General features: G+C 57.5%; 15 protein-coding genes and 1 pseudogene. 7 read left to right on the plus strand and 9 right to left on the minus strand.

The genetic code is table 11. The features are described from left to right. The 4 genes from APH42_RS24480 to APH42_RS24495 all read right to left on the minus strand — a co-directional run. On the minus strand, nt 1-1620 hold a 1620-nt coding region (locus APH42_RS24480), incomplete at its 3' end, for a TonB-dependent siderophore receptor (RefSeq protein WP_060494419.1). Nucleotides 1621-1751: 131 nt separating this feature from the next. Beyond that, the gene (locus APH42_RS24485) at nt 1752-2681 is read right to left on the minus strand and encodes a FecR family protein (protein WP_060494420.1); all 930 of its coding nucleotides are present in this window, start codon (nt 2679-2681) and stop codon (nt 1752-1754) included. 5 nt (nt 2682-2686) lie between these two features. Next, nucleotides 2687-3184, minus strand: a complete 498-nt coding sequence (locus APH42_RS24490; protein WP_012270414.1) for an RNA polymerase sigma factor — start codon at nt 3182-3184, stop codon at nt 2687-2689. Nucleotides 3185-3470: 286 nt separating this feature from the next. Then, nucleotides 3471-4400, minus strand: coding sequence for a malate dehydrogenase (locus APH42_RS24495; protein WP_012270412.1), 930 nt, complete (start codon nt 4398-4400; stop codon nt 3471-3473). A 334-nt stretch (nt 4401-4734) separates the two neighbouring features. On the opposite strand from APH42_RS24495, the gene APH42_RS24500 reads away from it, so the two are divergent. The 4 genes from APH42_RS24500 (at nt 4735) to APH42_RS24515 (ending at nt 10294) form a co-directional block, all read left to right on the plus strand. Then, the gene (locus APH42_RS24500; RefSeq protein ID WP_060494421.1) at nt 4735-6120 is read left to right on the plus strand and encodes a GntP family permease; all 1386 of its coding nucleotides are present in this window, start codon (nt 4735-4737) and stop codon (nt 6118-6120) included. 141 nt (nt 6121-6261) lie between these two features. Further along, on the plus strand, nt 6262-6768 hold the full coding sequence (locus APH42_RS24505; RefSeq protein ID WP_012270410.1) for a sigma-70 family RNA polymerase sigma factor: 507 nt from the start codon (nt 6262-6264) through the stop codon (nt 6766-6768). Next, nucleotides 6765-7721, plus strand: coding sequence for a FecR domain-containing protein (locus tag APH42_RS24510; protein WP_060494422.1), 957 nt, complete (start codon nt 6765-6767; stop codon nt 7719-7721). Before APH42_RS24505 ends, APH42_RS24510 begins: the two co-directional genes overlap by 4 nt. 128 nt (nt 7722-7849) lie before the next feature. Then, a complete protein-coding gene (locus APH42_RS24515; RefSeq protein WP_060494423.1) occupies nt 7850-10294 on the plus strand; it encodes a TonB-dependent siderophore receptor in 2445 nt (814 codons plus the stop codon). A gap of 210 nt (nt 10295-10504) precedes the next feature. Here the strand turns inward: APH42_RS24515 and APH42_RS24520 are convergent, their stop codons facing one another. The 3 genes from APH42_RS24520 to APH42_RS24530 all read right to left on the minus strand — a co-directional run bounded on the left by APH42_RS24520 (nt 10505) and on the right by APH42_RS24530 (nt 14494). Next, nucleotides 10505-12910 (minus strand): TonB-dependent receptor, encoded by a 2406-nt coding sequence (locus APH42_RS24520; RefSeq protein WP_060494424.1) that lies wholly within the window; start codon nt 12908-12910, stop codon nt 10505-10507. Between the two features lie 82 nt (nt 12911-12992). Further along, entirely contained in the window at nt 12993-14018 is a 1026-nt protein-coding gene (locus APH42_RS24525; RefSeq protein WP_081337024.1) for a FecR domain-containing protein, read from the minus strand. Next, nucleotides 13988-14494 carry a sigma-70 family RNA polymerase sigma factor gene (locus APH42_RS24530; protein ID WP_012270405.1) on the minus strand — a complete coding sequence of 169 codons (507 nt, stop codon included), beginning with the start codon at nt 14492-14494 and terminating at the stop codon, nt 13988-13990. The genes APH42_RS24525 and APH42_RS24530 overlap by 31 nt, the downstream gene beginning before the upstream one ends. An 826-nt stretch (nt 14495-15320) precedes the next feature. Between APH42_RS24530 and APH42_RS24535 the strand changes: the two genes are divergently transcribed. The 3 genes from APH42_RS24535 (at nt 15321) to APH42_RS29540 (ending at nt 18212) form a co-directional block, all read left to right on the plus strand. Further along, nucleotides 15321-16334, plus strand: a complete 1014-nt coding sequence (locus tag APH42_RS24535; RefSeq protein WP_060494426.1) for a hypothetical protein — start codon at nt 15321-15323, stop codon at nt 16332-16334. Between the two features lie 175 nt (nt 16335-16509). Next, nucleotides 16510-16917 carry a hypothetical protein gene (locus APH42_RS24540; protein WP_060494427.1) on the plus strand — a complete coding sequence of 136 codons (408 nt, stop codon included), beginning with the start codon at nt 16510-16512 and terminating at the stop codon, nt 16915-16917. Nucleotides 16918-17357: 440 nt separating this feature from the next. Then, nucleotides 17358-18212, plus strand: a complete 855-nt coding sequence (locus APH42_RS29540; RefSeq protein WP_082421461.1) for a PIN domain-containing protein — start codon at nt 17358-17360, stop codon at nt 18210-18212. Between the two features lie 290 nt (nt 18213-18502). Here APH42_RS29540 and APH42_RS24545 read toward each other — a convergent pair whose 3' ends face one another. Together APH42_RS24545 and APH42_RS30220 are read right to left on the minus strand one after the other, a co-directional pair. After that, entirely contained in the window at nt 18503-18988 is a 486-nt protein-coding gene (locus APH42_RS24545) for a hypothetical protein (protein ID WP_156352886.1), read from the minus strand. A gap of 580 nt (nt 18989-19568) precedes the next feature. Continuing rightward, a pseudogene (locus tag APH42_RS30220) lies at nt 19569-20010 on the minus strand (hypothetical protein); the annotation flags it as partial.

A 20010-nucleotide genomic window follows, 5' to 3' on the forward strand; every position in this document is an offset into this window, starting at 1 on the left:
GAATTTCTCGTCCTTCTGAGTTTGCGGGGCGCGATCGTCCTTCTGGTTGACCGCCCAGTCGTAGCGCCCGCCCAGCAGCAACACCCAGTTGTCGATACGCAGCTGGTCCTGCAGGTACACGCCGGTCTGGGACAGCTTCTGCTCATAGCTGGCAAAGCTGAACGGCACCGTGCTCAGCGGCTGACCGTACACCGGCTGGAACGGGTCGAAGCTTTGCAGGATGAAGTCCAGTGACTGCTGCTGGTCGAACTTGCCGTTGTTGTAGTCCACCCCACTCAGCAAAGTGTGCTCCACCGGCCCGGTCGCGAAGTCGGCCTGAACATGGGTGTCCACCGTAAACAAACGGCCATCGCCCTTGCGCTGGTCGCTGTAACGCGAATACTGCCCACCGCCGACTGGGCCGAACAAGGCGATTTCGCTGCTGGCCTGGCGGTAGTTGCTGTAGCGCACATTCTGGCGCAGGGTCCAGGTCTCATCGAAGTGATGTTCGAACACATAGCCCAACGAGGTCTTTTCGTTGGTCATGAAGTCGTAGGCGCTGTCGCCCACGTAGGTGTCACGGTCCAGCCGGCCACGCGCATCGCGGAACACGGTGCCGCTGGCGGGAAGCGAGTTGGCGAAGTTACCAGTCTGACGCTGATACTCACCCAGCAGGGTGAACTCGGTATTGGCACTGGGCCGATAGCTGAGCGCCGGGGCGATGTACTGCCGGCGGTTGGTGATGTGATCGGTCTGGGCATCGGTTTCGCGGAACAGGCCGGTCAGGCGATAACTCCAGATGCCTTCGTCATCCAGCGCATCACCCAGGTCGAAGGCGCCTTGCTGATAGTTCAGGTTGCCGGCCTGCAACTGCACTTCGTGCAAGGGCTGCTGGGTGGGGCGCTTGCTCACCAGGTTGATCTGCCCGCCTGGGTCCGAGGCGCCGTACAACACCGAGCTGGCACCACGCAGTACCTCGATGCGCTCCAGGCCGTACGGTTCTGGCGCGTCCCAGCCGAGAAACTCCGGCAGGAAGGTACGGGTGCCATCGCGCAGCATGCGCCCGGTGCCCTGCTGGAAACCGCGGATGGACAACTGATCGACGACGAACTGCGGGCCAGCCAGTTCGGTGTTGACGCCTGGGGTGTAGCGCAGCGCCTGGGCCACGGTCTTGGGTTGCTGCGCCTCGATCTGCTCGCGGGTAATGACCGAGACCGAGGCTGGGGTCTCGATCAACGGGGTGTCGGTCTTGCTGCCGACCGAGGAGCGCTTGGCCACGTAGCCATCGTCCGGGCTGACGGAGCTGTAGGCCTGGCCAACGATCGACGTGGCCCCAAGCTCCAGCGCGCCAGACGATTGCGCAGCGGGCTCCAAGGTGACGCTGGTGCTGCCGGTGGCGCGCCAGGTCAGGCCACTGCCCTGCAGTAGCTCGGACAGCGCCGCTTCCGGTTCATGCCGCCCAGTGACGCCTCGGCTGCTCTTGCCCTGCACCAAATTGCCATCGAAGATCACCTGCAGTCCGCCCTGCGCGGCCAGACGGTTGAGCGCACTGGCCAGGGGTTGCGGGGCGATGTCGAACTCACGCGGCTCGGCCAGGGCCAGCCCTGGGAGCAGCGCGCACAGCAAAGAAAACGACGTCATCGACGCCCTGCGAAATTGCCCTCGGTCCATCACACTCCCCTTTCAAATACGAAGCATTCGTTTTTGAGAAGGGATGACGGATGACTGTGACAGACCCGTAAAAATAATTGTCGATGCAGGCTAACCCGTGCTCAGTCACGCGCCTCAAACACCAGCAGAAAATCCGAGTACCGATGAATGCTCAGGGGGAACGCCTGCTCAAGGGTCGCCAAGCCTTCATCCAGCCGGTCCAGCTGGAAGGTGCCACTGACCTTGAGCCCACGCAATTGCTCATCGCCAATCAGCAACCACCCCGGCCGATACCGTTCCAGAGCCTTCAGCACCTGCGCCAGCGGCGCCTGCTCGAACACCAGCCGCCCCTGCTGCCAGGCCAGTGCACTGTCCACATCCAGCCCGTGCTTGCCGCCCAACCGCCCAGCCTCTCGCCCCACCGCTTCACCGGCAGAAAGCTCGACTCGGTCGGCGGTATCACTGACCGCCACCCGCCCACGCTTGACCACCACCCCCACCGACGCGCCCTCACGGCTCACTGCATACACAGTACCCAACGCCGTAGCCTGCACCGCCCCTGCCTGCACGGTGAACGGCCGTGCCGGGTCATGCGCCACCTCGAACACCGCCTCGCCCTTGCGCAAGGTGATACGCCGCGCCCGGTCATTCATCTCAACGTCCACAGCCGACTCGGCATCCAGGCTGATACGCGAGCCATCGCTCAACGCGACAACCCGGCGCTCCCCTACCCCGGTCCGATAATCCGCGCCCCATTGCCCATGCCAGGCCAACGCCACGCCGACGCCCAGCACCAGCACCGCCGCACTGGCCAACGCCCATTGCCGGGCCGGCGCACGCCGCCGCGCAGGGGCCTGAAGCTGCCCGCTCAACGCCCATAGCCGTCTTGCCTCGACAAACGCCTGCTGATGCTCCGGCGCCTGCGCGCACCAGGCCCGCGCCGCCTCCACGTCGCCAGGCCGCACATCCCCCGAAGTCAGACGCACTACCCAGGCCTGGGCAGCCCGGCGTACGTCAGGTGAGGGGTCGAGGGGAGCGGAAGGCTTGTGCATAACGGTCAACGTTGCAAACTCTGGCCCAGAAAGTCCAGCGCAATGGCCAACTGCTTCTCCACCGTGCTCACGGAAACGCCCAACTGCTCGGCCACCGCTTTGTGCGCCATACCCTCCAGGCGGCACAGCAGAAAAATCTCCTGGCAACGTGGCGGCAGGCGCTGCAACGCCTCGGCCATCAGCGCCAGCTCGCGCCGGGCGGCGACTTCGGCAAATGGCTCGGGGCTTTCGCCGGTGACTTCGTACAGGTACGCCATACCTTCGTCATGCTGCCCCCGCGTGCCACGGCTGCGGGTGTGGTCGATGACCAGGTTGCGGGCAATGCGAAACAGCAGGCTGCGCAGGTTCAGCACCGGGGCCCGGGGTGGTTGGCGCAGCATGCGCAGGTAGGTTTCCTGCACCAGGTCGGCGGCGGTGTCGGTGTTGCGCAACTGGCGGTACAGGAACGCGCGCAACTCTCCGGCATGGGCCTTGAAAGCCAGTTCCAGCTCTTCGGTCTTCATGCGTGGGGGCGACCCGGGCGGGGGAAGAAGGCGCTGACTTTAACGATAAGGGTTTTCATTTACAACGGGCGCCTTGCACCCCGCATCCTGGGCATTGCCGAGCTTGCGCTGCAGCCACTGGCGGATCCAGCCGTGATGGAAACGGTAGAGTGCCTCCAGTTCGAGGCCTGGGGCTGTAGCACTGGGAACGGGCAATTGGAGCGCGGAACGTCGGCGGCGTTGGTCATGGGTGGCGCTTGGTCTAGAAACCGAGCGCCACCTGCGCGGCGCGTGATCTGCCCCTCGCTTACAAAGCCTTCATCTCATCAATATCCCGCGCCACCTGATCCGCAGACTGGTCGAACATCGCCTGTTCCTGCGCATCCAGCGGCAACTCGATCACCCGCGCAAGCCCCTCGTCTGCGAGTACACAGGGCACACCCATGGCAATATCCTTGCGCCCATATTCACCCTGCAGAATCGCCACAGCCGGCAAAATGCGGTTTCGCCCATTGGCGATGGCATCCACCATCTGTGCAATCGCCACGCCCGGTGCATCGCAGGCGCTGCCCATCTTCTTCAAGCCCAGAATCTCGCCGCCGCCTTTGCGAGTTCGCTCGACAATCTGCTCGATCTGCTCGCTGGAGAGAAAATGCGACAGCGGCACCGAGCCGATCTGGCAGTAGCGCATCAGCGGCACCATGCTGTCGCCATGCCCCCCCAGCACCAGCGCCGTGATGTCCTTGGCAGAAAAGCCGGTTTGCTCGGCGATGAAACACTTCATGCGTGCGGTATCCAGCACGCCCGCCTGCCCAAACACCTTGTCGCGCCCCAGCCCGCTGACGCTCCAGGCGCGATAGGTCAGCACGTCGACCGGGTTGGACACCACCAATACCGTCGCTGCCGGGGCATGGTGTTTGATGTCCGTCATGATGCCATCCAGTATCGGCAGGTTGATGCTCAGCACATCCTGACGTGACTGGCCGGGCTTGCGCGGTACGCCCGCCGTAATCACCACCAGGTCGGAACCGTCCAGCATTTCGGCCTTGGCCCCGCCGTAGACTCGGGTATCCGAGCCAGACTCCACGGCGGCCTGCCACACGTCCAGCGCTTTGCCCTGCGCCAGCTCGCCCTGAACATCCATCAACACCAGCTCACGGCACAACTCATCCCGGGCAATGATCTGCGCCGCGGCCTCGCCGACCAGGCCGGCACCTACGATTGTCAATTTGTTCACCAGACACCTCCCAGCGGCGCGCGCCACCAGGAACACGCCTGCGTATAGAAAGAAGTATTGCCCGCTGGGGCCAAAAGGCCACCCGAAGGCGATACCTGGCCATCAGAGCCAACCCGCATCGGCACGCCCGCCAAGACCCGACTGCCTGCTCTTGACAGTCTCCCGCCGCAACGCGAATACTTTGAGAGGATTCATATAGATGACCAAATAACAAGGTGAATCACCCCATGAATGCTCTGCCCTGCAATGCTTTTTCGCCCGGTGCTGCCCCTGCGTGCACCCGCCTCGGATTCACCCCTTCAGCTAAAGCGCCCGCCCAACCGAGACTGCCTGAATGACCCCCTTGGATATACAGCTGTTATTGACCGCGCTGGTCAGTGTCCTGGTGCTGGTGGCACTCATCGTGTCGCGCCTGAAGATGCACCCGCTGCTGGCCTTGCTGGTGGTGTCCATTGGGGTGGGCTTCGCTACCCGCATGGAGCCAGGCAGCATCGTCTCCCACTTGCTTACCGGCGCCGGAAAAACCCTGGGGGCCGTCGGGGTGGTGATTGCCCTGGGCGCGATGCTCGGCAAAATTCTGGCTGACGCTGGCGTCACCGAGCAGGTCGCTGATGTCATCCTCAAGCGCACCTCGGACCGCATGATTCCGTGGGCCATGATGTTGGTTGCCTTCGTCATTGGCATCCCCATGTTTTTCGAAGTGGGCCTGGTGATCATGCTGCCGCTGATTTTCAGCGTGGCGCGCAAGCTGGAAAGCAAGGCCCGCTTCAAGGGCTCTGCATACGTGTATGTAGGCGTGCCGGTGATTTCGGCGCTGGCTGCCATGCACGGCATGGTACCGCCGCACCCTGGCCCCCTGACCGCCATCGCGGTGCTCAAGACCTCGGTTGGGCCCACCATGCTTTACGGCTTCCTGGCGGCTATCCCGGCAATGATCCTGGGCGGCCCGCTGTATGGCATGTTCATTTCGCCGCGCATGAGCACTCGGCCTGATCAGGCTTTGCTGGACCAGTTCACCCTGGCTGAAAAAGCCGACGATCAACCCCGCCCCGGCGTAGCGATCGGCATGCTGGCCGCGTTGCTGCCGGCGATTCTGATGCTGGTGCATGCCGTCGCCGAGATGCTGCTACCCAAGGGCAACCCGTTGCTGGAGCTGGCCAGTTTCCTCGGCAACCCGCTGATCGCCATGTTGCTGGGCGTGCTGTTCGCCGGCGCCAGCCTGGTACTGGCGCGCGGCGGTGACGCCGAACACCTGCGCGATGCACTGGGCAAAAGCCTCAAGCCTATCGCCTCGATCATCATGATCATCGCCGGCGGCGGGGCTTTTCAGGAGATGCTGACCAGCGCCAAGGTGGGTGATGCCATTGTGCACCTGACTCAGCAATCGGCCTTCCCGCCCTTGATGCTGGGGTGGTTGATCGCGATGTTGCTTTCGGTGTCTACCGGCTCCGCCACGGTAGGTATCGTTGGGGCTGCCGGCTTGCTGGCACCGCTGGCAGGTGCTGACCCCAGCCTCAACCTGCCGTTGCTGGCCTTGTCCATCGGCTGTGGCTCGCTGTTCTTCAACTATGCGAACCATGCAGGGTTCTGGATGGTGAAAGAGTCCTTTGGGATGACCATGGGCGAAGCCACCAAGACCATCTCGGTGGTGCAGTCCATCGTGGCGGTGGTCGGGTTGATTGTGGTGCTGGTCTTGAATGCGGCAATTACTGTGAATTGATCCCGGGGCATTGCTCAAGCTGCACGACCCATCGCCAGAAGGTTGTGCAGCCGATTCCGGCAAAGGCAGTTTCCAAATTTCCTCTTCCCCCCTACAATTGCAACTGATTCTTATCTGCGGCCAATTGACGGGAAGAGGAACGTGCCCACTGATGCCCCGTTGCAACCCCTCGACAGCCTTTATCGCGACCACCACGGCTGGCTGCAAGGTTGGCTGCGTCTGCGCCTTGGTGATCGAGAACGGGCTGCGGATATTGCCCAGGACACTTTCCTGCGCCTGCTGGTAACGCGACGCCTGCCAGAGCAGAACGACGGCCGCCGTTTCCTGGCCCAGATCGCCCGCAACCTGGTCATAGACCAATGGCGCCGCCAACGGATCAAGCACGCTTACCTGGAGAGCCTGGCCGCCCTCCCCGAACCAGAAAGCCCGTCGCTGGAAACCCGCGCCATCGTGATCGAAACCCTGATGCAGATCGACGCCATGCTCGACAGCATGCCGGCGAAGGTGCGCGAGGCGTTCCTGCTGTCGCAGTTTGAAGGGCTGACCTATAGCCAAATCGCCGAACGCCTCGAAGTCAGTGTCAGCTCGGTACAAAAGTACATGCTGCGCGCCATCACCGCCTGCTATCAGGTGCTGTACGCCGAATGAAAACTTCCAACGAAACGCCCATCGCCGCAACCATCGTCGAACAGGCCAGCCATTGGTTAATGCTGCAATGGAGCGGCGAGCTGGACAAGGCACAACAGCGTCGCTTTGCTGAGTGGCGAAATGCGGACCCGGAACATGCCCGTGCGTGGCAGCGCCTGGAGCACCTGCAACATACCCTGAGCGGCGTGTCAGCGGATACCGCGCTGGCCGTGCTACGGGAGCAGCCTGACGCGCGCCGTCGACAGACGCTGAAACTGCTCAGCGCCCTGCTTTTGGCTGGCGGCAGCGGTTACATCGTCCAATCGCAATTGCCTTGGCGCGAGGCCATGGCAGATCTGCGCAGCGGCACGGGTGAGCGCCTGCAGCGCACGTTGGCCGATGGCAGCCGGCTTGGCTTGAACAGCGGTAGCGCGGTTGATATCCAGTTCAGCGCAAGCGAGCGCCGCATTCGCCTGCTCGCTGGGGAGTTGCTGCTCGACAGCGGCCATGACCCCGCGCAACGCCCACTGATCGTGGACACCATAGCCGGGGATGTCCTGGCACTCGGCACACGCTTTTCCGTGTACCAACATGACGATAAATGCCAGGTCGACCTGTTTGAGGGCGAACTGGAACTGCGCCCGCGTCAGGCTCGCGCCATACGCCTGCAAGCCGGACAAGGTTGCTGGTTTTCCACCACCCAGATCGGTGACATCGCACCCGCGAATCTCAACGCCATCGCCTGGCACGATGGTCGGCTGATCGCCGAGCGCATGCCGCTCGGGCAGTTCACCGCAGAACTGGCTCGCCATCGGGCCGGTATGCTGCGCTGCGACCCTGCCGTCGCCGCCCTGCCGCTAACCGGCGTTTTTCCGCTGGCAGACACCGACCGCGTACTTACAGCGCTAGAGCAATCCCTACCGGTAAAAGTACACCGCCTGACACGTTTTTGGACCACCATCAGTCCCGCATGACCAGCGTTACCCAAGTGCTGCAACGGCAATGAATGAAAAAAACGCTGCTGCCCGTTGTCGGTTTTACCGACTCGTCCGGGATACCTCTTGAATTTAACCAAGAAGCATTCTCAAGAGGAACAGTCAGAATGCCGTATCTGCCCACAACACCCCGTTCTCGATTGAGCCTTGCGGTTCGTCACACCCTGTTTGCCGGCTTGCTTTGCAGCAGCCCCCTTCTACTGGCGCTGCCCGCAACATCGGCTGGCGCCAGCGAGCAATCACGCAGTTACGCCATCCCCGCCGGCGGCCTGGATCAGGCGTTGAACCGCTTCGCGAGCGAGGCCGGCATCCTGCTTTCTGCCGACGCCCAGCTGACCGCCGGCAAGCGCAGCGCTGGGCTCAATGGCAGCTATGACATTGACGAGGGCCTGGCCCAGCTGCTGGCGGGTACTGGCCTTCGGGCACTCAATAGCGGTGGCAACTATACGGTGGAGGTCGTTGCCGACAGTGGTGGCGCCCTGGAGTTGAGTGCAACCAACATCATCAGCAACCAGCTGGGCACCGTCACCGAAGGCACGGGGTCCTACACGCCCGGCACCATCGCCACGGCCACCCGCCTGGTGCTGAAACCCAGGGAAACCCCGCAGTCGATCAGCGTGGTCACTCGTCAGCACATGGATGACTTTGCCCTCAACACTGTCGACGCAGTCATGCGCCACACCCCAGGTATTACCGTGTCGGCTTACGACACTGATCGCACCAACTACTATTCGCGCGGTTTCTCGATCAACAACTTCCAGTACGACGGCATCCCCTCCGCCGTGCGCAACGTCGCCTACTCGGCAGGCAACACCCTGAGCGACATGGCGATCTACGACCGTATCGAAGTACTCAAGGGCGCATCCGGCCTACTCAGCGGCGCAGGCTCGCTGGGCGGCACCATCAACCTGGTACGCAAAAAGCCCACCGCCGACTTCCAGGGCCACGCCACCCTGGGTGCAGGCTCGTGGGACAACTACCGCAGCGAACTGGATGTCAGCGGCCCGCTGACCGAAACCGGCAACGTTCGCGGCCGGGCCGTGGCCGCCTATCAGGACAAGCATTCGTTCATCGACCGCTACTCGAGCCAGAACTCGGTGTTCTACGGCATCCTCGAGTTCGACCTGTCACCTGACACGCTGCTGACGGTAGGCGCCGACTACCAGGACAACGACCCCAAGGGTTCCACCTGGTCTGGCAGCTTCCCGCTGCTCAATTCCAAGGGCGAGCGCAACGACGCCAAGCGCTCGTTCAGCAACTCGACCGACTGGAGCAGCTGGCAGCAATACACCCGCACGGTGTTCGCCACCCTGGAACACGACCTGGGTGACGGCTGGGTGACCAAGCTGCAACTGGACCACAAGTACAACGGCTACGATGCGCAAATGGGCGCCATCCAATTCGACCAGCCGCAGCCCGACGGCAGCGCTGAAATCAACGCACAACGCTACAAGGGCGACACCACAAGCGACTCGGCTGACCTTTACGTGAGCGGCCCGTTCAGCATGCTCGGCCGCGAGCATGACCTGGTACTGGGCGGCTCGATCAGCAAGGCCCACTGGAGCGGCAAGGGTTACTGGGACGAAACCTTCTCGGTGCCGAACCGGGTGGACTACAACAACTGGCACGGCAACCTGCCCAAGCCCGACTGGGGTCCGGTGTCGCAGCGCACCGACGATGTCATCCGCCAGACCGGCGTGTACCTCACCACCCGCCTGAACGTGACCGACGACCTGAAAGTGCTGCTGGGTGGCCGCGTGGTCAACTACAGCCTGACCGGCCTGACCCCGACCTACACCGAGTCCGGGCGCTTCATTCCCTATGCCGGCGCCATCTACGACCTGAACGAAAATTTCTCGGTCTACGCCAGCTACACCGACGTGTTCATGCCCCAGGAAAACTACAACCGCGACCGCGACAACAAACTGATCGAGCCGGATGAAGGCGAAAACTACGAAATCGGCATCAAGAGCGAGTTTTTCGACGGCCGCCTGAACGCCAGCCTGGCCTACTTCGAGGTCAAGGAAAGCAACCGCTCGGTGCCGGATGACGCCTACAACAACCAGACCCCTACCCCGCCCAACTACGCGTTCAAGGGCAGCAAGGCGACCACCAAAGGCTACGAGCTGGAAGTGTCCGGCGAGCTGGCCCCGGGCTGGCAGGTGCAGGGCGGCTACACCCACAAGGTGGTGCGCGACAGCAACGACATGAAGCTCTCCACCTTCGAGCCCGAAGACCAGCTAAGCCTCTACACCACCTACAAACTCACCGGTGACCTGGACAAGATCACCCTTGGCGGTGGTGCGCGTTGGCAGAACAAGGCCTGGCAGCAGATCTGGAACAGCCCCAAGGGCGTGAACGAGGACGTTACGCAAGAATCCTACTGGGTGGTGGACCTGATGACCCGCTACCAGATCACCCCGAACCTGTCGGCGACGGTCAACCTCAACAACATCTTCGACAAGTATTACTACACCAACGTCGGCTTCTATAACTCGGCCATCTACGGCGAACCGCGCAACGTCATGGTCACTACTCGCTGGGACTTCTGAGGCCAGCGCGGGCCAGGGGCCTGGCCATCACCCAGGCTATCGCGTCACCCGGTAAGAGCAGCCTTGTGCTGCTCCTACAGGTTCCGTGCTTACCGTGGCATCGCCCAGCAGCGGCCTTGCGCAGAACTCAAACACCCACACAATCGCTGTAGGCGCTGGCTTGCCTGCGATGGGCTGCGCAGCAGCCCCAGCCTCCCTCAAGGGCACAAGTCAGAAGTTGTACTTGATACCCGTCATGATGTTTCTTGGCGCACCGTACATACCGTGGTCGCCGGCATAGCTGAGGTACTCGCGGTCGAACACGTTGTTCAGGTTCACAGACGCACTCAGATGTTGGTTGAAGTCGTAGCGCGCCAAGAGGTTGGTGACGGCATAGCTGCCCTGAGTGAAGGTGTGCAGGTCGGCACCGGTTTTACTCTGCCAGTTCACACCGCCGCCAAGTGTGACCTTGTTCAAGATGCCCGGCAGGCGATAGCTGGTGAAGGTCTTCAGACTGTGGCGAGGCAGGGTAGTAACGATACGTTGGTCGTCAGCGTCGGTGCTGACTGCATAGGCATAACCGGCAGATGCCTGCCAGCCTTCAGCCAGTTCTCCATCCAGGGTGAATTCAGCGCCCTTGGTAGTGGTGCCCTGTTCTGACTTGTACGTGTTGCCGCCTGGGGTATCGATCCAGATCGCCAGGTTGTCCTGCTCGATCTTGAACAGCGCGACGCTGGAGTTCAGCTTGCCATCGAAGTGGCTGCCCTTGATACCAACTTCATAACCGGTGCCTTCCATCGGGTCCAGTGGTTTGTTGTTGATGTCGCGAACCCAGGACGACTGAGGGTTGAAGATTTTCGTATAGCTGGCATACAGCGACCACGTATCGTTGACGTCATACACTACGCCGGCATACGGAATGTAGACGCCGGTCTCCGACTCTTTGGTCTTGGTTTTTTCTGCGTTGTAGGGTTTGTCCTCGATCTCACGATGCCAGTCGATCACGCGGCTACCCAGCAAGATACTGAGAGCGTCGGTGGCATGCAGGCGCGTGGCGAGATAAGCGGCGTATTGGGTTTCGTCGTTAGTGGATTTGCCAGTGACGTTGAATTCCGGTTTTACCGAGTTGCCGTTCCAGTTCAGCAGGTTGTCGATCGCCCCGGCCGGAGAGCCGGAATAGTCGTACTTCCAGCCGCCATAGCTTGGCACGTTCTCGTAGTAGTTGGACAAGGTCATACCGGCGATCAACTCGTGCTCGCGGCCCAACAGGCCGAACGGGCCGGTCAGGTAGGCATCGATGTTGTTCTGGCGCGGGATACCAGAGAAACGCACGGGCAACTGAGTGGTGCCGCTTCCGTCCGGGTTGAGGCCACCGTTTACGTAGTTGAAGACTTCATCGAACTTGTTTTCGGAGTGGGTCAGCTCGATCTTCCCGCTCCAACCATTGGCGAACTGCTGTTCGATCGACGTGAAAAAGCTGGTTTGTTCATGGTCGTTGTACGACCAGGTTTGAGCTGAATTGAGCGAGCGTTTGAGGTTGGTGCGAGAGCCGTCGGTGAAACGGGTCGGCAGGCCAGAGCGCATTGGGGAGTCAACGTCTGTGCGTTGGTAACTGAAGCCCATGGTCAGTAGGGTGTCTTCAGTCAGGTCAAACTCGGTAATGCCGTAGATCAGTTGCGAGTCCTGCTTGTAGCGGTCGACCCAGGACCGCTCGGTCTTGAAGTCGGCGACCACACGACCGCGTACGTTACCGGTTTCGGTCAGCGGGCCAGACACATCAAAGCCGGTACCGTAGCGGTCCCAATTACCGGCTTCGGCCCAGACGCTGGCCTGTGCCTCAGCGGTCGGACGCTTGCGGATCAGGTTGATCGTCGCTGAAGGGCTGCCCAGGCCGCTGATCAAGCCGGTAGCACCGCGCACCACCTCCACACGGTCATACATGGCCATGCTCTGGGTGTAGTTGTCCATGCGCTTGACGGTGGGCACGCCGTCGATTTCAAAGTTCTGAATCTCGAAGCCCCGAGAGAAGTAACCGTCAGACTCGGCACCCAGTCCGTCGCGCAACACGATGACGCCCGGGGTGGCATCGAGGGTGTCACTGAGATTGGTCAGGCGCTGATCATCCAGGCGCTGGCGGGTCATGACGGTCAGCGACTGCGGGGTTTCTTTGGGGGTCAGGTTCAGGCGGGTCGAACTGCTGGATGAATAGGTGGTGTACAGCCCGGTACCTTCTGTCGTCGACCCGGGCGCTTTGCCCGAAATTGAAATGCTTTGAAGCTCCAGGGCGCTAGAAGCTGGCGCTCGTTGCAGGGTGTATCGCCCATCCGGCTGGCGAACCGCAATGAGTTGGCTGCCTGCGAGTAGCACCTGTAAAGCACCGTCGACCGTGTAATCACCACTCAAACCAGGGCTGTTTTGCCCGGCAATCAAATCATTGGAAAACGACAGCAGCAAATGGGCTTGCTGGCCCAGTTGGTTGAGCGCAGTACCGAGTGACGCCGGGGGAATTTCGTAGTGTTGCACGCTGTTATCGGCGGCTGCCCACACGGGCGATGAAGTAGCGATCAGAACCGCCGCGGCGCAACCCAATGTGTTGGCGAGCGACCTGTAGTGCGACGAAATACTGCGGTGAGGCATGTGAAGTTCCCCCGATGATTTTTGATGTATGGCCTATGAGTCTCGCCAGAAATCAAAACGGCTCATCGAGGACGAAAAAACTTCAGACGTTCGCTGGCGAGGGACGCAAGTTGATCCACAGGCGAGTGAAACGCTGTACCTCCAATTGCAGCGTCTGGGCGACGGCATCGATGACTCGATCGCTGTCAGCCAGCGGGTAGGTGCCCCACACGCGCAGATTGGCCAAGGCGGCGTCGCACCCAAGATACCCATGACGATAGCGGCCAAGTTCGTCGAGGAAAGCCTGAAGCGGTTGGCCGTTGGCGACGATCATGCCTTCGGCCCAGGCGGGGCTGGATGCTTGCATTACACCCTGATCGAGCACCCCAAGCGGCCCGAAACGCGCCAGCTGCCCGGCTTGCAGGGCAGTCCAGGTGCCGGCCTGAGTCGGGGTCACTTGAAGCGAGCCACGATAGACCGCCAACTGGGTAGAGCCATTGTCGAGCTGCCGTATCGTGAAACGTGCCGAGGACGCTTGCGTGCGAACCTGAGCGGTATCGATGAATAGCGCCGGGTTCAAGGCAGCATCAATCAAGACCTCGCCGCTGAGCAATCGAAGGTGCCAACGATGGCCCGTCGCACGAGCGTTTATCGCGCTATGGGTATTGAGTTCTAGCGACAGATCCGAGGCCAGCGCAACACGTCGCTGCTCGCCCACACCCGTGGTGTAATCGGCACTGAGGCGCGACACCATTTCGCTGTCTCGACTCATCCATGCACCGGCGCTTGCAGCCAGCAACAATGCCAACCCTTTTATCGCCCGACGCCTGCTCAGCTTTTCCTGGGAGGGAAGCAACAGCGCCCGCCGGGCAAGGTCTGGATCGCCTCGGGTGCGCAAAGAGTCGAGCTGCTCCCCCAGCGCCAAGGCTTTTTCCCAGGCCAGTTCATGCAAAGGGTGTTCACTGCGCCATGCCACAAAAGCGGCCTGTGCGGATGAATCGAAATTGGCCTCCTGCATATCGAGCCACCACTCCATCGCCTCCTCACACATTTTTGGCGATAGCGATGGTTCTCGGCTAACGGCGTTCCCGGAAATCGTCATTGCAGCGATCCCGTCACCAGCATGCATCGCGCACCCGCCTTGATGATATGGCGTTTGACGGTAGCGATCGAAATACCCAGCCGTTCGGCAATTTCTCCGTGGCTGAGCCCGTCCAGTTGCGACCAGAGAAAAGCCTTTTTGACGGCGACATCCAGTTCGCAGAGCGCTTCGTCGAGCCGAACCAGCGTCTCGAAAACAATCAGTTGGGTCGCCAGATCCGGCAGCACGCTTTCGTCTTCCGTCTGGAGCGCATCCAGGTAGGCTTTTTCCAAGCGTGCGCGGCGATAGTGGTTGGACAGGACACTGCGTGCCACCTTGGCCAAGAAAGGCCGAGGCTGGCGGACTTCAAATGCCTGGTCACTGACCAACAGACGCATGAAGGTGTCCTGCATCAAATCAGCAGCGCGGTGTGAGCAGCTCAATTGCCGATACAGCCAGCTACGCAACCAGCGGTGTTGCTGTTCGTACAGAGCAGTGAACTGAGCGGTATCGACGGATGCCATTGGCGGTCACAGAATTGATGCAAATGAGAAGCGGTATCATATTTGACTAATTGGGTGCCGACAAGGATGCAAAAGGGCGCAGTGTGTGAAGGGCTGCGTAGCAGCCCCAATACCCCTATCCAACGGGAATGGACCACCAGGCTGCGGTAACCGGCCTTGTTACGAAAGCTCAATCGCGGGTTGTGTTCGCACTCCAGCATTTCATCGTGATGCCAAAACCAGGTTTGGCCGAGCAGCCGGTGTCAGTCAAGAAAGCAGTAGTACGAGCCAAAAGGGCAAACCCCTTTCTCGAATCGACTTTATCCCGACCATTACCCCCTTAAATCGGCTGGCAGCTGTCGGAATCCGACGGAACGCTATAACGAAAAAACCCGCCAAAAGGCGGGTTTTACGGGGGTTCCAGAGATTTTGGTAGCCTTCGCTGGAACCTGAACTGGTGCGGAGACAGACGGACGGTTGTTGGCCGTGACGGCCCGGTTTTCGCGGGGCTGGAATTTGGTGGATTTCAAGCTGTACCTCATAGGATATCTATAAAAAAATCAGCTGGTTATGGCTTTCCGTGGAATCGAATCGGGAATTTTTAGGCTCTATCAATCGATCTCACACCACTCCCAATCCCCCTCATCCCTCCAGTAGCGATACCAGAAAATGTTAGCCCCTATCTGCCTTAGACACCGAAAGCACCTCCAATCCCGTCAAAGGCAATTTGCGCCAACGCCGTCGCCGAAGGTTCCTTGAAGGCCAGGTCAAGAGCATTTTTTGATGATGGTAAATGTAGTGAAATCCAGCGATGATGGCGTGTCGCCAATATCACAAGAACACTGCAATGTCGGACCGTTTTCTTCTCTATATCGATATCCTTGGCTTTACTGAAATGGTGGCCAAAGACCCGCGTAAAGTGGCTCGTGTCTACTCGATCCTTGACACGCTGAACGTCCACAAGCACAACAGTTTCACAACGATTGTCTTTTCCGACACCATCTTGGTCTATAACAACGACGCCCCCACCAACGATGACGTCCGAAAGTATCTGGTCATGTATCTGACGGAGTTCGCGGAGGACCTTCATGACCGCTTGATCGGACAAGACATCTATTTCAGAGCAACGTTGGTCGCGGGAGAGTTCTTTCACTACGAATTGGACCATGTCGACTGCTTTTACGGAAGCGCGTTGATCAAGGCTCACAAGGCTGAGAAAGACATTCCCTCGCTTGGTCTATTCATGGACAACGAGTGTGCTAAGTACAACCAGACATTTCACTTGGCACGGTTCAACGATGAGTTTTCCTTTGTCTATCTGAATCAGCATCTGGAAAACCTCAACAAGTACGCTTTCGGCGTTTACCCAACAGTGTTTAACCCTTCTGTTGGCGATGTAGCTCCGAACCTATTCGGCCAGATCAGGTTTCTCCAGCACATTCATGATCAGATGCGCTCGCACCCAGCGCCTCACGTTAGAAGTAAGTTCCTGACGGCTTGGGACTTTCATAAGAAACGCTACCCGCAAATGCTGCGAGTCCTCGAGGATAATCAATTTAGGGCTGATTCTCTTGGCGCCTGCAGCAACTGGTTAGATCTGGAACGATTGTACAACCAAAACGTTGCCTACTTTAAGCGAATTGGCAGTGGTACTCAGCTTTCCATGACCATTACTGGCACTGCTAAGAAAGCCGCCAAGCGATCGGCAAAGATATTCGTATCGAAGCCTACTAGCGCATCTAAACCACGGGGTGCCAGATCCCTAGTGGTCGGAAAACAGCAAAAACTAGCACCTGTGACAGTAACGTCAAAGCCAAAGCCGAAGTCCCAACCAAAGAAACCTTCACCATCCAATATCTAATTCGTGGGATGATTTGATTTTCTGCTAGCATACATTGGCATGCACCGCACCTCGTGGATGCGTCCATTGCAGTACGCTGGTAGGATGGAAGGTTTATGTGCAAAAGTAAAAGCCATAAGCACACTGAACCAGATACGCAACTTGACCAGCCCCCCTATCTTGCACAGGAAGAGAGATGAAGTTTATTGGTAAGTTTGGCGAGTACCTTACTCTAACGCGCCTACTTGAAAACGAAATTGAAGCATATCCCGCGATTAAATTTAATCAAGATAGCTATGACATAACCGCCATCTCAGAATCAGGACGAATCGTAAGAATTCAGGTCAAAGCTACCGAACTGCACAACAAAAGTACGAACAACACCATAGGCTCCCTCGCGCGCGAGTTCGATTTCTTGGTTGTTGTTGTAGTCAACGGTGTTCGAGCAGCCGATTGCTACATCCTCTCCCATGCCGAAGCCCAAACTCTTCGCGGCACATCCAAACAACTTGGGATCAGTCGCTTAGAGAAGCAGGCTTCGGTGGTAAAGAGCGAAATGGCTCAACACAAAGAGCAATGGAGTCGAATCCGTAACGCTGAATAATTTCTATGCCCAATAGGCGCTTTTGCGCCGATTGCAGCCATTCCCAAACGGCGGCCATGAGTCCAGACTGAGTAAAAACCCAAATGGCTTTTTAAAAAGTTCGAGCATTTGTGAAATCTGTAAAAGCATGGCCATCCAGCTAACCCAGTCCTCGCGTAGAAGCGCGGATCCCGGCTTGTTTTTTTAACCAACCTGATCGCGCCGATGGTTTCCAGCCTGGTCGATAGAGGTCAGTGGTGATTGCCTGCTACCGACCCAAAACGGTCGACGGCAGAAGCTGCTTTCGGCCCAAAACAGTCGGTGGACTAGCTAATGGCAAACCAGTAGCATATCTCTCTTTGGTGCGAACCTCCGGCCTAGATTATGCATCGGCCGCCGTTAATTTTTAGAGCTAGAGCATAAATTCGCTCAAGCCGGCACATTAAATATTAGGATTATCCGTGACCGATCACTACATCATCGACACCAATGTATTGGTTCAACACCCAGAAGTACTCGCAATGGCCGCAGCAGATAGTATTATAATTCCTCAGGTGGTAATCGAAGAACTTAGTAAAAGACGCATGCGTGGTGTTCCTGGCGGTGTATTCGAGCTAGTCTCGCAAGCAGTCCGCAAGGGTGCTCTAATATCACCCCTTGGAAAACCACAAGAAGAGCCAATAGCGCCTGAGAGGGGCACATACCGACTTGATTCCGCGGACATAGAAATAGCGAGGACTGCTAAATACTATGCAGAACTACTTGGCGAAGACGCAGTATGCGTTGTAACTGGAGATCATGCACTTTCTAATTTTCTTCGCCTATACAGAATAAGGTCGATCACAGGCGCACAACTTCTGGCAGAGCATGTTACTGCGAAACCTGACAAGGTTATTGAAGAAACGGCAAAGACAATCATTTCCAAACAGCGTCGATATCTGACGCTTAGTATTTTTGCTAGCTTCATCACAGCTTTGTCGGGCATTGCGTCAACTATAAATTTCCATTTTCTTGTGTCAACAATTTCAACTTGGGGAACCTTGATTTCGCTCCCAATTCTTGGCACCGCTCTATATTGGTACCGTGAAAATTTCCGCTTGTCATACGGTCTTTCCGAGTTTTTAGTGGGGATGATTATGGCTTGCTTTGTGTTCTTTCCAAACTTTGACTATTCTAGTGTCGGGGCAACTGAAACAATTCAAATTTTGGGTGGCCTCTACGTAATGGTACGCGGCCTTGACAATATTGGAAAGGGAGCAGAAGGTACGCGCCTTGAGCGACACTGGAAGAAAATATTTTATCGCGAACCAATTTAAACTAACGATACCATTATGCAGCAACTTGAATTTTCTACTCGATAATCCCGTAGAGCGTAAAAAAGTGGGGGGACACTCTCAGCAGTTTTTTTCAGCGAGCGAACAAGACCACCGCTTTTCTCAAGCACAAAAAAGGCCTGCATCGCTGCAAGCCTTTATTTGTAGCGCCGGAGACAGACCTAGGTTGGTGGCCAGGGCGTCCAATTTTTCGGAAACTGGAAGCTTGTACCGAAAACACCCCCAAACTTTTACTACCGGTCATATACAACACACTTATAGCTAAAGCTCTTTCAATTGTTTCGCTTCTCAAGCACTAAAATACTATTTTTTAAAACTTCAATCTCATTTCGAATTTCCTGGATTTTTTTGTCGATATCACCCTCATAACCGATGGGTTTAACGATGTTTAACGCTAAAAACAAATAATAAAATGCGCCTATAAAACCTACAGCACTAAAGATCCCAGCCACGGACTCAAACGCCAAACCAAATGTGATCCATATCAATGCTTTAACAACGTGGCGCGATGCCCTCAACCAAAGTAGCGACGTCAAATAAGCCCTCTCAGAATCATCTTCAGAGCTAAGTGCTCGTAGACGTACGTGTTGTTCCTTTAGTTGTCTGATCCGTGTTTTCTTTGAACTCGTGCGAAAGCTATCGAAGCAGTAGGTGGTCACTTTTTGGCCAATGTACATCAGCAATGCAAATAGTGCAGACCCCATAGCCCCCTGGACAATCACAGGGAAATCTTGAATTGACGCAATAAGCTTTTCCATTTTGGCCTCAAGCATAAAAAAAGGGGATTTTGCCTTGCTTTCGTCTTGAGGAGAAGAATTTTGTTAGATCCTAGATGGGTATTTGCACGATGAAGATCGTGCCGATTGCATTGTCATGACAGGCTGCAATGGCTCGATAATTTCCGGTGATGGGTTACAGCAGTCGATCCATTTAGGAAAGTTAAAGTGCGATTGATTCGGGAAAGCCGACGTTCTTCATTGCAGATGGACTTCCCCACAACTCGCATGTGCACCGTCTTAGAGAAGCATTCGTGCAATGCATAGGGTGATCCTCTGGAATCGCTTGAGGAACAGTATGCCATCTTTGATCTGGCAAGGCGCAGGAAAGCAAGGTCTGAATTGTTAAAGTGATCCGGTTAGCTCAATTTTACTCTTAGCGCCTGACAAGCCCGGTCATTTCTGAACAACGTGGCCACCATGGCGCTTTGCGCGCCATGGCGAGCGACATCACACCTCATTTACGCCATTTACGCGTCACTATGGATGATGCCACGACATCAAAAATGTTTTTTGAACTATAACCACCCAGCCAGGAGAGTGTCCCGGCTGGACCTAGAGGTTATTTCAGTGCAACGTTGACATCTTTGAACAACGCTGTGAAACGGGCAACAGTATCATCGGTACAGTTTTCCGCAATACTGGCCACGAAAGCGGCAGCCACAGCGTAATGATTATAACCTCCTGAGGGGCGGATCCTTATATTGTTGGTAGAGAGATATTTTTCAATTCTTCCGACAATTCGATCCCCTGGTGGAAGGTCCGATTGAGCAATGGCCTTCTGACCAAGCTCTTTCTGAAACACGCTTGAGAAAACTATCATGTATCTATCGGGATCAAGCAAGTCCTCAACATCTGTTGCAACACTGTCTTCCCCGATTTTTGAAAGATCGCGAAACTGTGAGAAATTAAACACCGACTTATTCTTGAGTAGCTTCTGCTGTATTAGCGACTCAAGTTTTTGCTCCGGCTTTCCGCTGTAATCATGCAGTACCGCAAGATTA

Source organism: Pseudomonas sp. NBRC 111140, from assembly GCF_001320885.1.
Classification (GTDB): Bacteria; Pseudomonadota; Gammaproteobacteria; order Pseudomonadales; family Pseudomonadaceae; genus Aquipseudomonas; species Aquipseudomonas putida_P.